11 protein-coding genes are annotated in these 13,415 nt (G+C 61.3%); 8 read left to right on the top strand and 3 right to left on the bottom strand.

Annotation, left to right across the window (positions count from 1 at the left end):
* Window positions 1-43 precede the first annotated feature (43 nt).
* The 6 genes from dadA (at window position 44) to C4J94_RS26555 (ending at window position 6,137) form a co-directional block, all read left to right on the top strand.
* Window positions 44-1,345: a D-amino acid dehydrogenase gene (gene dadA, locus C4J94_RS26580; protein WP_124388747.1), complete on the top strand. Its 1,302-nt coding sequence runs from the start codon at window positions 44-46 to the stop codon at window positions 1,343-1,345.
* Window positions 1,317-1,670, top strand: coding sequence for a RidA family protein (locus C4J94_RS26575; protein ID WP_124388746.1), 354 nt, complete (start codon window positions 1,317-1,319; stop codon window positions 1,668-1,670). Before dadA ends, C4J94_RS26575 begins: the two co-directional genes overlap by 29 nt.
* A 77-nt stretch (window positions 1,671-1,747) precedes the next feature.
* The gene (alr, locus tag C4J94_RS26570; protein ID WP_124388745.1) at window positions 1,748-2,821 is read left to right on the top strand and encodes an alanine racemase; all 1,074 of its coding nucleotides are present in this window, start codon (window positions 1,748-1,750) and stop codon (window positions 2,819-2,821) included.
* A gap of 116 nt (window positions 2,822-2,937) precedes the next feature.
* Window positions 2,938-3,486 carry a cupin domain-containing protein gene (locus C4J94_RS26565; protein ID WP_003176893.1) on the top strand — a complete coding sequence of 183 codons (549 nt, stop codon included), beginning with the start codon at window positions 2,938-2,940 and terminating at the stop codon, window positions 3,484-3,486.
* A 180-nt stretch (window positions 3,487-3,666) separates the two neighbouring features.
* Window positions 3,667-4,077, top strand: a complete 411-nt coding sequence (locus C4J94_RS26560; RefSeq protein WP_124389046.1) for a cytochrome c5 family protein — start codon at window positions 3,667-3,669, stop codon at window positions 4,075-4,077.
* 137 nt (window positions 4,078-4,214) lie between these two features.
* On the top strand, window positions 4,215-6,137 hold the full coding sequence (locus C4J94_RS26555) for an acetyl-CoA hydrolase/transferase C-terminal domain-containing protein (protein ID WP_124388744.1): 1,923 nt from the start codon (window positions 4,215-4,217) through the stop codon (window positions 6,135-6,137).
* A gap of 124 nt (window positions 6,138-6,261) precedes the next feature.
* On the opposite strand, the gene C4J94_RS26550 is transcribed toward C4J94_RS26555, so the two are convergent.
* A complete protein-coding gene (locus C4J94_RS26550) occupies window positions 6,262-6,831 on the bottom strand; it encodes a xanthine phosphoribosyltransferase (protein ID WP_003176890.1) in 570 nt (189 codons plus the stop codon).
* A gap of 58 nt (window positions 6,832-6,889) precedes the next feature.
* Complete coding sequence (gene rep, locus C4J94_RS26545; RefSeq protein WP_124388743.1) at window positions 6,890-8,899, bottom strand: DNA helicase Rep; 2,010 nt, start codon at window positions 8,897-8,899, stop codon at window positions 6,890-6,892.
* Window positions 8,900-9,163: 264 nt separating this feature from the next.
* Here rep and C4J94_RS26540 point away from each other — a divergent pair, with 264 nt between their 5' ends.
* On the top strand, window positions 9,164-10,828 hold the full coding sequence (locus tag C4J94_RS26540) for a bifunctional diguanylate cyclase/phosphodiesterase (RefSeq protein WP_124388742.1): 1,665 nt from the start codon (window positions 9,164-9,166) through the stop codon (window positions 10,826-10,828).
* 42 nt (window positions 10,829-10,870) lie between these two features.
* Here the strand turns inward: C4J94_RS26540 and C4J94_RS26535 are convergent, their stop codons facing one another.
* Window positions 10,871-12,274 carry a NorM family multidrug efflux MATE transporter gene (locus C4J94_RS26535; RefSeq protein ID WP_124388741.1) on the bottom strand — a complete coding sequence of 468 codons (1,404 nt, stop codon included), beginning with the start codon at window positions 12,272-12,274 and terminating at the stop codon, window positions 10,871-10,873.
* A gap of 151 nt (window positions 12,275-12,425) precedes the next feature.
* On the opposite strand from C4J94_RS26535, the gene C4J94_RS26530 reads away from it, so the two are divergent.
* Window positions 12,426-13,346, top strand: coding sequence for a LysR substrate-binding domain-containing protein (locus C4J94_RS26530; protein WP_124388740.1), 921 nt, complete (start codon window positions 12,426-12,428; stop codon window positions 13,344-13,346).
* Window positions 13,347-13,415 lie beyond the last annotated feature (69 nt).

The following is a 13,415-nucleotide window of genomic DNA, read 5'->3' as shown; positions in this document are numbered from 1 at the left end:
AATAACACACGTCAGCGGCTCCGCCCGCGATGAGGATATAAAAATGCGCGTTCTGGTCTTGGGTAGCGGCGTCATCGGCGTGACCAGTGCCTATTATTTGGCTCGGGCCGGCTTTGAGGTCGTGGTGGTTGACCGTCAACCCGCCGCCGCCATGGAAACCAGTTTCGCCAACGCCGGCCAGGTATCCCCAGGCTACGCGTCGCCATGGGCCGCGCCGGGCGTGCCGCTCAAGGCGATCAAGTGGCTGCTGCAACGTCATGCGCCGCTGGCGATCAAGGCCACCACCGATATCGACCAATACTTGTGGATGGCGCAGATGCTGCGCAACTGCACCGCCAGCCGGTATGCGGTGAACAAGGAGCGCATGGTCCGCCTGTCCGAGTACAGCCGCGACTGCCTCGACGAACTGCGCGCTGAAACCGGGATTGCCTATGAAGGGCGCAGCCTGGGCACCACCCAACTGTTCCGCACCCAGGCCCAGCTCGATGGCGCGGCCAAGGACATTGCCGTGTTGCAGGAATCCGGCGTGCCCTTCGAGCTGCTGGACCGCGCCGGCATCGCCCGGGTTGAACCCGCCCTGGCCAGTGTCACCGATATTCTTGCCGGTGCACTGCGCCTGCCCAACGACCAGACCGGCGACTGCCAGATGTTCACTACCCGCTTGGTAGAGATGTGCAAGCAATTGGGCGTCGAGTTTCGTTTCGAACAGGACATCCAGCGCCTCGATTACGCAGGCGACCGCATCAACGGCGTGTGGATCGACGGCCAGTTGGAAACCGCCGACCGCTACGTGCTGGCCCTCGGCAGTTATTCGCCGAAGCTGCTCAAGCCGCTGGGGATCAAGGCGCCGGTGTACCCGCTCAAGGGCTACTCGCTGACCGTGCCGATCACCAACCCGGCGATGGCGCCGACTTCGACCATCCTGGACGAAACCTACAAAGTCGCGATCACCCGCTTCGACAACCGCATTCGCGTCGGCGGCATGGCTGAAATAGCCGGTTTTGACCTCTCGCTCAACCCTCGCCGGCGTGAAACCCTGGAGATGATCGTCAACGACCTTTATCCTCAGGGCGGCGATCTGGCCCAGGCCAGTTTCTGGACCGGCCTGCGCCCGACCACGCCCGATGGCACACCGATTGTCGGCGGCACCCCATTCAAGAACCTGTTCCTGAATACCGGCCACGGCACCCTCGGCTGGACCATGGCATGCGGCTCCGGTCGCTTGCTGGCCGACCTGATGGCGAAGAAAACCCCGCAGATCAGCGCCGAAGGCCTCGCTATTTCCCGTTACGGCAATCACCAGGAGTCCGCCCAACATGTCAATCCAGCGCCAGCTCACCAATGAGCGCATGAGCCAGATCGTTGTTCACAGCGGTACCGTGTACCTGGCAGGGCAGGTCGGCGACGACATGAGTGCCGGCATCGAGCAGCAGACCCGCGAAACCCTGGTCAACATCGAGCGTTTGCTTGACCTGGCCGGCACCGACAAGACCCGTTTGCTGTCGGTGACAATCTATTTGAAAGACATCGATGCTGACTTCGCCGGCATGAATGCGGTGTGGGACAAGTGGTTGCCTAAAGGCGCCGCGCCAGCTCGCGCTACGGTTGAAGCTAAACTGTGTGAGCCGAACATCCTGGTAGAGCTGTCCGTCGTGGCTGCGCTGCCTTAACGCTCAATCCCTCTCCCGGTGCCGACATTGTTGGTCGGCACCGGTTTTTTTACTCTGCCGCCTAGAAGCCTGCCGCCATGCGTCCAGCCCGTGCCTTGATCGATCTCCAAGCTCTGCGCCACAATTACCAATTGGCCCGCGAAGTCACCGGGGCCAAGGCCCTCGCCGTGATCAAGGCGGACGCCTACGGCCATGGCGCGGTAGCTGTTGCCCAGGCGCTGGAAGCCGAGGCCGATGGGTTCGCGGTGGCGTGCATCGAAGAGGCCCTGGAGCTGCGCGCCGCCGGGATACGTGCGCCGGTGCTGCTGCTGGAAGGTTTTTTCGAAGCCGACGAACTGCCGCTGATCATCGAGCAGGACCTGTGGTGCGTGGTGCATTCGCTGTGGCAACTGGAGGCTATCGAGCAGGCCGCGCTGAGCAAGCCCTTGACCATCTGGCTCAAGCTGGACTCAGGCATGCACCGTGTCGGCCTGCATCCCAAGGATTACCGGGACGCTTACAAGCGCCTGCTGGCCAGCGGTAAAGTCGCGAAGATCGTATTGATGAGCCATTTCGCCCGCGCCGACGAGCTCGATTGCGTGAGCAGCAACGAACAAGTGGCGGTATTCGACGCGGCCCGCCAAGGCCTGGCGGCTGAAGTCAGCCTGCGCAATTCACCGTCCGTACTGGGGTGGCCAAGTGTGAGCAGTGACTGGGTGCGCCCAGGCATCATGCTCTACGGCGCTACGCCCTTTGGTGAAGACCAGGCCATCGCAGCGCGTTTGCAGCCGGTGATGACCCTGGAGTCCAAAATCATTTGCGTACGCGAACTGCCGGCGGGTGAGCCGGTAGGCTACGGCGCCAGGTTCGTCACGCCCAAGCCAATGCGTATCGGCGTGGTTGCCATGGGGTATGCCGATGGCTACCCGCGCCATGCGCCCACTGGCACACCGGTGCTGGTCGCCGGCCAGCGCAGCCAGTTACTGGGCCGGGTATCCATGGATATGCTGTGTGTCGACCTGACGGATGTGCCCCAGGCGGGCCTGGGTTCCACGGTGGAGTTGTGGGGCAAGAATATTCTCGCCAGTGACGTCGCGACCGCTGCTGAAACCATCCCTTACCAGATTTTCTGCAACCTGCGCCGGGTACCGAGGCTCTATTCCGGCGCTTGATGGCCGGGTACGAACGCAGCTGCCCGGGATTTAGGCCCAAGTGTTGTAAATACTGAACGCTGTCGCCATGATAACGCTCAATTACAACAAAGCCTGAACCCTAGGAGGCTCCTGCATTGGACGTCGGCGAACGACTGCAATCGATCCGTAAACTCAAAGGTCTTTCCCAGCGCGAGCTTGCCAAGCGCGCGGGCGTCACCAACAGCACCATTTCGATGATCGAGAAAAACAGCGTCAGCCCCTCGATCAGTTCCCTGCGCAAGGTACTGGGTGGCATTCCCATGTCCATGGTCGAGTTCTTTTCCGAAGAGATCCTCCAGGAAATACCCACGCAGATCGTCTATAAAGCCAATGAGCTGATCGACATTTCCGACGGTGCCGTCACCATGAAGCTGGTAGGCCGAGCGCACCCCAGCCGGGCCATCGCGTTTCTCAACGAAATCTACCCGCCAGGCGCCGACACGGGCGAAGAAATGCTCACCCATGAAGGCGAAGAAACCGGGATTCTGGTGGAAGGTCGCCTGGAATTGGTGGTCGGTCTTGAAACTTTTGTGCTCGAAGCAGGCGATAGCTACTACTTTGAAAGTACCAAGCCCCATCGGTTTCGCAATCCGTTCGACGTGCCGGCGCGACTAATCAGCGCAGCCACACCCGCGAACTTCTAAAAGAGAGGCGCCCTGCCAGCGCTGCAGAGGTTCGCGCAGTGTACACCGTGAGGCCGAATCTCCCTTTGTTTAATAGGGTTGTTTCAGCCGGGCGGGCTAACCGCTATACTTTCGCCGCCTGCGAAACCGTGGCCGCAGGCGTGAATAGCCACCATTGAGGGTGAACGCGTGAACCTAATTATGAAAATGCTGGCTGCACCAGCAACCGTACTGGCCCTATGGGCTGTCAGCGCTCAAGCTGCGACCAACGATGACATTGCCAAGCGCCTGGAGCCCGTGGGCCAGGTCTGTGTCCAGGGCCAGGAGTGCAAAGGCATGGAGGTCGCCGTAGCAGCGGGCGGCGGTGGCGCAAGAACCCCGGATGAAATCATCGCCAAGCACTGTAATGCTTGCCACGGCACCGGCTTGCTGGGGGCACCGAAAATCGGCGACACCGCCGCGTGGAAAGAGCGCGCAGATCATCAGGGCGGCCTCGACGGCATCCTGGCCAAGGCGATCACCGGCATCAATGCCATGCCGCCCAAAGGCACTTGCGCTGACTGCTCGGATGACGATCTCAAAGGCGCGATCAAGAAGATGTCCGGGCTTTAACCCGCCGATCTTCGCCAAAAAAGCCGCTTGCGAGCGGCTTTTTTGTGCCTGGGATTATCTTTCATGGCTGTTCATTGCAGCAAAGACCCGGCAAGCTCGGTCCAACCCCAATTCATGGAATGTTCGGGAGCAGTCGGATGGTGCAGTTGTGTTCAATCGAGCAAGCAGTTGACGACGTACTGGCCCGCTTGCCGGCGCATATCCATATGGGCATGCCGCTGGGGCTGGGCAAGCCCAATCTGTTCGTCAACGCGCTGTACCGGCGTGTCGCACAGTTGCCCGAGCGGGCGCTGACGATCTACACCGCGCTGAGCCTGGGTCGGCCCACTCTGGGCGACGGTTTGCAGAAGCGCTTTCTCGAACCCTTTATCGAGCGCGTGTTTGGCGATTATCCCGAGCTGGATTTTCTCGCAGACCTGCACAAGGACTGCCTGCCGAAGAATATCCGCGTGCAGCAATTCTTCATGCAGCCCGGCAGCCTGCTGCACAGCGCCGCCGCCCAGCAGGATTACGTCAGCAGTAACTACAGCCATGCAGCCCGGGACATCAATGCCGCCGGCCTGAACCTGGTGGCCCAGCTGGTTGCCAGCAGCGCCGAGCATCCCGACCGCCTGAGCCTGAGCTGCAACCCGGACATCACCCTCGACCTGCTGCCGATGATCGCCAAGCGGCGCGCGGCGGGTGAGACCATCCTGATCGTCGGCCAGGTCCACAGCGACTTGCCCTACATGCCCGGCGATGCCGAGTTGGGCATGGACGCCTTCGACTACCTGCTCGATGAGAAAGACAGCACCACGCTGTTTTCCACGCCAAACATGCCGGTGGGGTTCCAGGACCATTTTATCGGTATGCATGCCAGCACCCTTGTGCGCGATGGCGGCACTTTGCAGATCGGCATCGGCTCCATGGGCGATGCGCTGACCGCCGCATTGTTGGCGCGCCAGGCCGACAACGAGGCCTATCGATTGCTGCTGACCGATCTGGACGTGTATCAGTGGGCGCCCTTGATCAGCCGTGAGGGCGGCGTTGAGCCGTTCGCCCGTGGCCTTTACGGTTGCAGCGAAATGTTCGTCAACGGCCTGCTGGTACTGGCGGATGCCGGGATCATCAGGCGCAAGGTGTACCCGGACGTGGCGACCCAGCAACAGGCCAATGCCGGGTTGCTCGACGATGCCGCGCAGCCCGATGGCATCTCGATCCATGGCGGCTTCTTTCTCGGCCCGCGCAGTTTCTACCAGCGCCTGCAGGAGATGAGCCACGCCAAGCGGCTGGAATTCAACATGACCGGCATCAGCTATATCAACGAGCTGTACGGTCAGGAAGAGCTCAAGCGTTTGCAGCGTCAGGATGCGCGATTCATCAACAGCGCGATCATGGTCAGCTTGCTCGGTGCCGGTGTGGCCGACCAGTTGGAAGATGGCCGAGTGCTCAGCGGCGTGGGCGGGCAGTACAACTTCGTTGCCCAGGGCCATGCGCTGGAGGGCGCGCGTTCGATCCTGATCCTGCGCAGCTGGCGCGAGTCGGCGGGGGAGGTCAGTTCGAATATCGTCTGGGAGTATGGCCATTGCACCATTCCCCGGCACCTGCGGGATATCGTCATCACCGAGTACGGCATTGCCGATTTGCGTGGCCAGACCGATGCCAAGGTGATTGAGGCGTTGCTCAATATCACCGACTCGCGCTTCCAGGGCGAGCTGATCGAAGAGGCGCAAAAGGCCGGCAAGTTACCCATGGATTTCAAGCTGGACCCGCGCTTTGCCGACAACACACCGCAACGGCTCCAGGCGATTCAAGCCAGGCATCGGCGCCTGTTCCCGGAATATCCGTTGGGCAGCGATTTCACGGACCAAGAGCGCGACCTGTTGCGCGCGCTGAACTGGCTCAAGAGCAAATTCAAGCTGACGGAGATGCTGGAGCTGGGCAAGGCAGCGCTGGATGCGCCGGATCCGGAAGCGTTTCCCGAGCATCTGAGGCGGATGGGGCTGGATCAGCCGCAGGGGTTCAAGGAGGACCTGTATCAGCGCCTGCTGCTCGCGGGTCTACAAGCCACCGCGCACTAACCGCCAACACAAGACAAATGTGGGAGGGGGCTTGCCCCCGATAGCTGTGGGTCAGCCAACCAGTTGGTGACTGATACACCGCAATCGGGGGCAAGCCCCCTCCCACATTTCGAGCTGCGTTGGTTCAGATGAAGGTAACGACGCCACCCGCCAGCGACTTCACCCGCGCCAGCGATTCAACCCGATACCCCTGGGCATCGAGCTCCGCACGGCCACCCTGGAACGACTTCTCGATAACGATGCCCAGGCCGGCCACGGTCGCGCCCGCTTGCTTGATGATCGAAATCAGCGCCTGGGACGCCTTGCCGTTGGCCAGGAAGTCATCGATGACCAGCACGCGGTCGCTGCTGGTCAGGTGGCGCGGGGAGATCGCCACGGTGCTTTCGGTTTTCTTGGTGAAGGAGTACACCGTCGCCGACAGCAGGTTTTCGGTCAGTGTCAGGGACTGCTGCTTGCGCGCGAAGATCACCGGCACGCCGAGGTTCAGGCCGGTCATGATCGCCGGGGCGATACCGGAGGCCTCGATGGTGACGATCTTGGTGATGCCCGAGTCCTTGAACAGCGCGGCGAATTCGTCGCCGATCAGTTTCATCAGCGCCGGATCGATCTGGTGGTTCAAAAAGGCGTCAACCTTGAGTACCTGATCGGAAAGCACGATGCCTTCTTCGCGAATTTTCTTGTGCAGTGCTTCCACGGAAAGCTTCCTCTGATGGCGCAACAGGCGCCGAAAGTAGATTGAAAAGTAGTCGATTCTAGCGCTTTAACATCGCGCGTATATCAGCCAGGGCGCTGTTGCCGCGAACGGCCTTCACCTCGGTCGGGGTGTCGTCGTTGCCTTCCCAGGCCAAGTCATCCGGCGGCAACTCATCCAGGAACCGGCTGGGGGCACAGTCGATGATTTCGCCGTATTGCTTGCGCTTGGCGGCGAAGGTGAAGGCCAGGGTCTGACGCGCGCGGGTAATGCCCACGTAGGCCAGGCGCCGTTCTTCCTCGATGGTGTCGGCTTCGATGCTGGAGCGATGCGGGAGGATCTCCTCTTCCATGCCCATAATGAACACGTAAGGAAATTCCAGGCCCTTGGACGCGTGCAGGGTCATCATCTGCACGCCTTCGGCGCCATCTTCCTCTTCCTGCTGGCGTTCGAGCATGTCGCGCAGCACCAGTTTGCCGATGGCGTCCTCGACGGTCATTTCACCGTCTTCGTCTTTTTCCAGGGTGTTCTTCAGGGCTTCGATCAGGAACCAGACGTTGCCCATGCGGTAGTCCGCGGCCTTGTCGCTGGAACTGTTGGTGCGCAGCCAGTTTTCATAGTCGATGTCCATGACCATGCTGCGCAGGGCGCTGATCGGGTCTTCGCCGGCGCACTGCTCGCGCACCTTGTCCATGAAGCGCTTGAAGCGCGACAGGCGGTCGGTGAAGCGCGTGTCCAGGTGTTCGCCCAGGCCGATTTCGTCGGTGGCGGCGTACATCGAGATCTTGCGCTCGGTGGCGTAGTTGCCGAGTTTTTCCAGGGTCGTCGAACCGATTTCCCGGCGTGGGACGTTGATCACCCGCAGGAAGGCGTTGTCGTCATCCGGGTTTACGATCAGGCGGAAGTAGGCCATCAGGTCTTTTACTTCCTGGCGTCCGAAGAAGCTGTTGCCACCCGACAGGCGATACGGCACCTGGTGGTGCTGTAATTTCAGCTCGATCAGCTTGGCCTGGTAGTTGCCGCGATACAGGATCGCAAAGTCGCTGTAAGGGCGGTCGGTGCGCAGGTGCAGGCTGAGGATTTCCACAGCCACGCGCTCGGCTTCGGCGTCTTCGTTGCGGCAGCGGATCACGCGGATTTCGTCGCCATGGCCCATCTCGCTCCACAGTTGTTTTTCAAACTCGTGGGGGTTGTTGGAGATCAGCACGTTGGCACAGCGCAGGATGCGGCTGGTGGAACGGTAGTTCTGCTCCAGCATCACCACTTTCAGGGACGGATAATCTTCCTTGAGCAACATCAGGTTTTCCGGGCGCGCACCACGCCAGGCGTAGATCGACTGGTCGTCGTCGCCCACCACGGTGAACTGGTTGCGCGTACCGATCAACAGCTTCACCAGCAGGTATTGGCTGGCGTTGGTGTCCTGGTATTCGTCCACCAGCAGGTAACGCACTTTGTTCTGCCACTTTTCCAGGATGTCCTTGTGTTCCTGGAACAGCTTGACCGGCAGCAGGATCAGGTCGTCGAAGTCCACCGCGTTGAACGCCTTGAGCGTGCGCTGGTAGTGGGTGTAGACGATGGCGGCGGTCTGTTCCTTGGGGTTGCGCGCGGCTTCCAGCGCTTCGGCGGGCAGGATCAGGTCGTTTTTCCAGGCGCCGATCATGTTCTTGATCTCGTCGACGCCGTCGTCGCCCGCGTATTCCTTCTGCATGATGTCGGTCATCAGGGCCTTGACGTCGGTCTCGTCGAAAATCGAGAAACCCGGCTTGTAGCCCAGCCGTGCATGCTCCTTGCGAATGATGTTCAGCCCAAGGTTGTGGAAGGTGCACACGGTGAGGCCACGGCCTTCGCCACCCTTGAGCAGGGTGCCGACGCGCTCTTTCATTTCCCGCGCCGCCTTGTTGGTAAAGGTCATGGCGACGATGTACTGGGCGCGGATCCCGCAGTTCTGGATCAGGTGCGCGATCTTGCGGGTAATCACGCTGGTCTTGCCGGAGCCAGCACCGGCGAGCACCAATAGAGGGCCGCCGACGTAGTTCACGGCTTCTTGCTGCCGGGGATTGAGTCGGGACATACAGAGTTCGGGGAGTCGTTGTTCAAAAGGGCGGGCATTTTAACAGGCTGGCAAGATTCTGCTGCCTTAGAACGACGGTGTGACGTACCACTCGATCTAAATTTGCCGGTTTTGCTACTTTGCCGCAGGATGTAGGGGATATCGCGACTATTTTCACAGTCAGCGTGTTTGATAACACCTATCATTTGTCATGCCATTGTCATTGTCAGGCCGCACGTCATAATGCCACCGCCAACGAATTCTTGCAGAGTCTAGGGAGCTAGCTTGTCTACGCCTGTCGAACCCTTGCGTTTGCTGCTGTTGGCCGATGAGCCTGAGTGGGCGGCGTTGTTGCGCGAGTGCCTGGCGCCGATGGGCGACGGGGCTGTGCTGATCAGTGCGCCCAACTGGGACTCGGTGAGTCGTCTGTTCGACGACGACCACAGTGCGGTGCTGTTGACCACACCCCCTCTGCAACCCGGTCCCGGCCGCTGCAGCTTGCCGTGTGTATTGTTGCTGGAACAGGAGCCGCTGGTTTCGCCGCTCGGTGTCAGCGATTGGCTGATCCATTCCGTGCTGGACGCCGATACCCTGCGCCGCTGTCTGCGCCATGTGCGTGAGCGCGGCGTGCTGGAAAACACGCTGCAGCGCCTGGCCGAACAGGACCCGCTCACCGGTATCGCCAACCGCCAGGGTTTCCAGACCCTGCTGGCGGCGCGGCTGGCGGATAACGAAGGCCGCGGCCTGGCCCTTGGGCATCTGGACCTGGACAACTTCCGTCATGCCAACGATGCCCTTGGTCACCAGGCCGGTGATCGCTTGATCCTGCAGGTGGTGTCACGGCTCAAGAGCCAGCTGGAAGCCGGTGATCAACTGGCGCGCCTGGGCAGCGATGAGTTCGCGCTGCTGATCGACACCCGCCGTGCGCCCCAGCGCGCCGAATGGATGGCCGAGCGCATCACCGAAGTGATGGCCGAGCCTTACTGGGTGGACGGTGAAAGCCTGTTGATCGGCTGCAGCCTGGGTGTGGCGCATGCCCGTGCCCGCGCCGGGGCCGACCCGTTGATGTGGCATGCCCATATCGCCATGCAGCAGGCCAAAAGCACCCAGGGCTGTACTTTTCACATCTTCAACGAACGCATCAATCGCAACGCGCGCAGCCTGGCCGACCTGGAAAGCGAATTGCGCCGTGCCTTGCGCCGTGATGAACTGGAGCTGCACTACCAGCCGCGCCTGGACCTGGATGACGGGCATATCGTCGGTCTGGAAGCCCTGGTGCGCTGGCGTCATGGCGAGCGTGGCCTGTTGCCACCGAGCGAATTCGTGCCCCTGGCCGAGCAGAGTGGCTTGATCGTGCCATTGGGTTACTGGGTGATTGCCCGCGCCTTGCGCGACATGCAGGACCTGCGCGAACGTGGCCTGCCGGCGTTGCACATGGCGGTCAACCTGTCGTTTCGCCAGTTCCAGGACAGCCAGTTGCTCTCGACCCTCAGCCGGCTGATTGCCGAGCGCGGCGTGGAAGCGCAATGGCTGGAGTTCGAGTTGACCGAAACCGCCGTGATGCGTCGCAGCGACCTGGTCAAACAGACCATGGACGCCCTCGGCCGCCTCGGCGTACGGTTTTCCCTGGACGACTTCGGCACCGGTTTCTCATCGTTCGTGCACCTCAACAGCCTGCCGATTGCCTTGTTGAAGATTGACAAGAGCTTCGTCGGCGGCATGGAGGAGCGCGAAGAGAATCGCAAGCTGGTGCACGCCATGATCAACCTGGCCCACAACCTCAACCTGGAAGTGGTGGCCGAAGGCGTGGAGACCTCGGAGCAGCTTGAGCTTTTGAAACTGTTTGGTTGCGATCAAGCCCAGGGTTATTTGATCAGTAAACCGTTGCCGTTGGCTGAGCTGGTGGAGTACCTGACGTTTGGCCAGAGCCAGCAGGCGTTGTTGGGCTAAACATGCCAGCCTTGTAAACCCAATCCAAAATCGAGTAGGACCTTAGTGCGTCTGTGCTGCCTCGAAAGCAGTGTGTGTTTGCGGCTCTCGTCGGATCATGCGTTTCATTTTCGCTTCGAACGCCCACGTCAGGCTCACCGCCGCGCACGCCAACCCCAGCGCCAGGCCCCACCACACGCCGGTCGGCCCCCAGCCCAGGGTGAATGCCATCAACCAGGCTGATGGCGCGCCGATCAGCCAGTAGCAACCGAGTCCCACCAGGAACGTGGTCTTGGCGTCCTTGAGGCCACGGATGCAGCCCATGGCAATGGTCTGCACGCCGTCGAACAGCTCGAACCAGGCCGCGACGGCCAGCAGGCTGACGGCGAGCACGATCACGTCGTGAAAGGCCGGGTCGTTATGGTCGAGGAACAGTCCGATCAGCGGGTCGGAAAACAGCCAGAGCACAGCGGCGAACCCCAGCATCACCAGGGCGCCAAAGCCAATGCCGACGCGCCCGGCCAGGCGTGCATTCAACAATTGCCCGGCACCATAATGCTGGCCGATGCGCATGGTGATCGCGTAGGACATGCCCGCCGGGACCATGAACGCCACCGAGACGATTTGCAGGGCTATCTGGTGCGCCGCCAACTGCGTGCTGCCCATGGTGCCCATGCACAGCGCCGCGAAAGCGAACAGCCCGACTTCCACCGCATAAGTGCCGCCGATCGGCAGGCCCAGGCGCCACAGCTCGCGCAGGTACCGGGTATTGAGGCGCAACAGGCCGGTACTCAGGGGGTAGGCGGCGTAGGTCCGGTTGCTGCGGATGTACCACATCAGCGCCAGCGCCATGCCATTGGCGACAATCGCCGTGACCATGCCAATGCCCATCAACCCGAGCTTGGGTAGGCCGAACATACCTTCGATCAGCGCATGGTTGAGCAGGTAGTTGACCACCGTGCCGCATAAGCTGATCACCATCACCGGGGTGGCTTTGCCGATGGCGCTGGTGAAGCCGCGCAGCGCCATGAAGCTAAGGTAGCCGGGCAGGGCGAAGGGCAGGAGGGTCAGGAATTGACCGGCGGCCTGCACGTTGGTTTCGGTCTGGCCGAATATCAGCAGCAGCGGCTTGAGGTTCCACAGCAGCAGCGCCGCCGCCAGGGCCATTAACCACGCCAGCCAAAGCCCGGCCTGGGTCAGGCGAGTGGCGCCTTCGATATCGCCCGCACCGTGACGGATAGCTACCAGGGTGCCCACTGCCGCAATCACACCGATGCAGAAAATCGCCACGAACGAATAGCTCGCCGCGCCCAGGCCACCGCCGGCCAGGGCTTCAGGGCTCAGGCGGGCCATCATCAGGGTATCGGTCAGCACCATCAGCATGTGCGCCAACTGTGAGGCAATCAACGGCCCCGACAGCCGCAGAATGGCCCAGAGTTCGGTGCGTGCTGGATGCTGCATGATCATCACTCTCGAAAATTCAGGAGGAGGGAAAGGGTTGATTCTCGGCGCTTTACGCGTATTGCACAAAAGGATAAATGCGATCATCTGCATGATTAAAACTCATGCCTGGTCTGTTCTGGTAGGGTCTGCTGATAGCACTGTCGGAGCTTTCAGAATGTCTCGTCGTCTTCCGCCGCTTTACGCCTTGCGGGCATTCGAGGCCGCGTCCCGTCACCACTCCTTCACCCGCGCGGCAGAGGAGTTGTCGATTACCCAGAGTGCGGTCAGCCGGCATATTCGTACCCTCGAGGAGCATTTCGCCTGCCGTCTTTTCCAGCGCAGCGGCCGCACCTTGCAGCTCACCGAAGCGGCGCGTTTGCTATTACCCGGCGTACGCGAAGGTTTCGCTGCCCTGGAGCGCGCCTGCCATACCCTGAATGCCGAAGACGACATCTTGCGCATGAAAGCGCCGTCCACCCTGACCATGCGCTGGCTGCTGGCGCGGTTGAGTCGCTTTAGGGCCTTGCAGCCGGGCAACGAGGTGCAGCTCACCAGTGCGTGGATGAGCATCGATGAGGTGGACTTCAACCAGGAACCATTCGATTGCGCGGTATTGCTCAGCAACGGGCACTTCCCAGCGGATTGGGAGGCCAGTTACCTGTTTCCCGAAATGCTCATTCCGGTTGGCGCGCCCAACCTGCTGGATGACGGCCCGTGGGAGGTGGCGCGGTTGGCAACGGCGGAGCTGCTGCATCCGACGCCGGATCGCCGCGACTGGCGTTACTGGCTGGAGCGCATGGGGCTGGCGTCCCGCGTTTCGCTCAAGGGTGGGCAGGTGTTCGACACGCTCGAGTTGGGCATGATCGCTGCCGCGCGGGGTTATGGGGTGTCCATGGGCGACCTGCTGATGGTGGCCGAGGACGTCGCCCAGAAACGCCTGAGCCTACCCTGGCCAACGGCCGTCGCCAGCGGCGAAAGTTATTACCTGGTTTGGCCGAAAACCCGCCCCGGTGGTGAGCGTTTGCGGCGCTTGGCGGAATTTCTTCAGGGTGAGGTGCAAGCGATGGTTTTGCCTGCTGTGGCACGCCTCGAATGAAGGGTTTGGTGTGTGTGATGCAATCGTTTGCGTGATACCCCTGCGAATCGCTCAAGTATTGCGAAACCG

Source organism: Pseudomonas sp. R5-89-07 (genome assembly GCF_003851685.1).
Lineage (GTDB): Bacteria > Pseudomonadota > Gammaproteobacteria > Pseudomonadales > Pseudomonadaceae > Aquipseudomonas.
The sequence above is the reverse complement of the archived record's forward strand: the minus strand, read 5'-3'. Positions and strand labels throughout refer to the sequence as shown.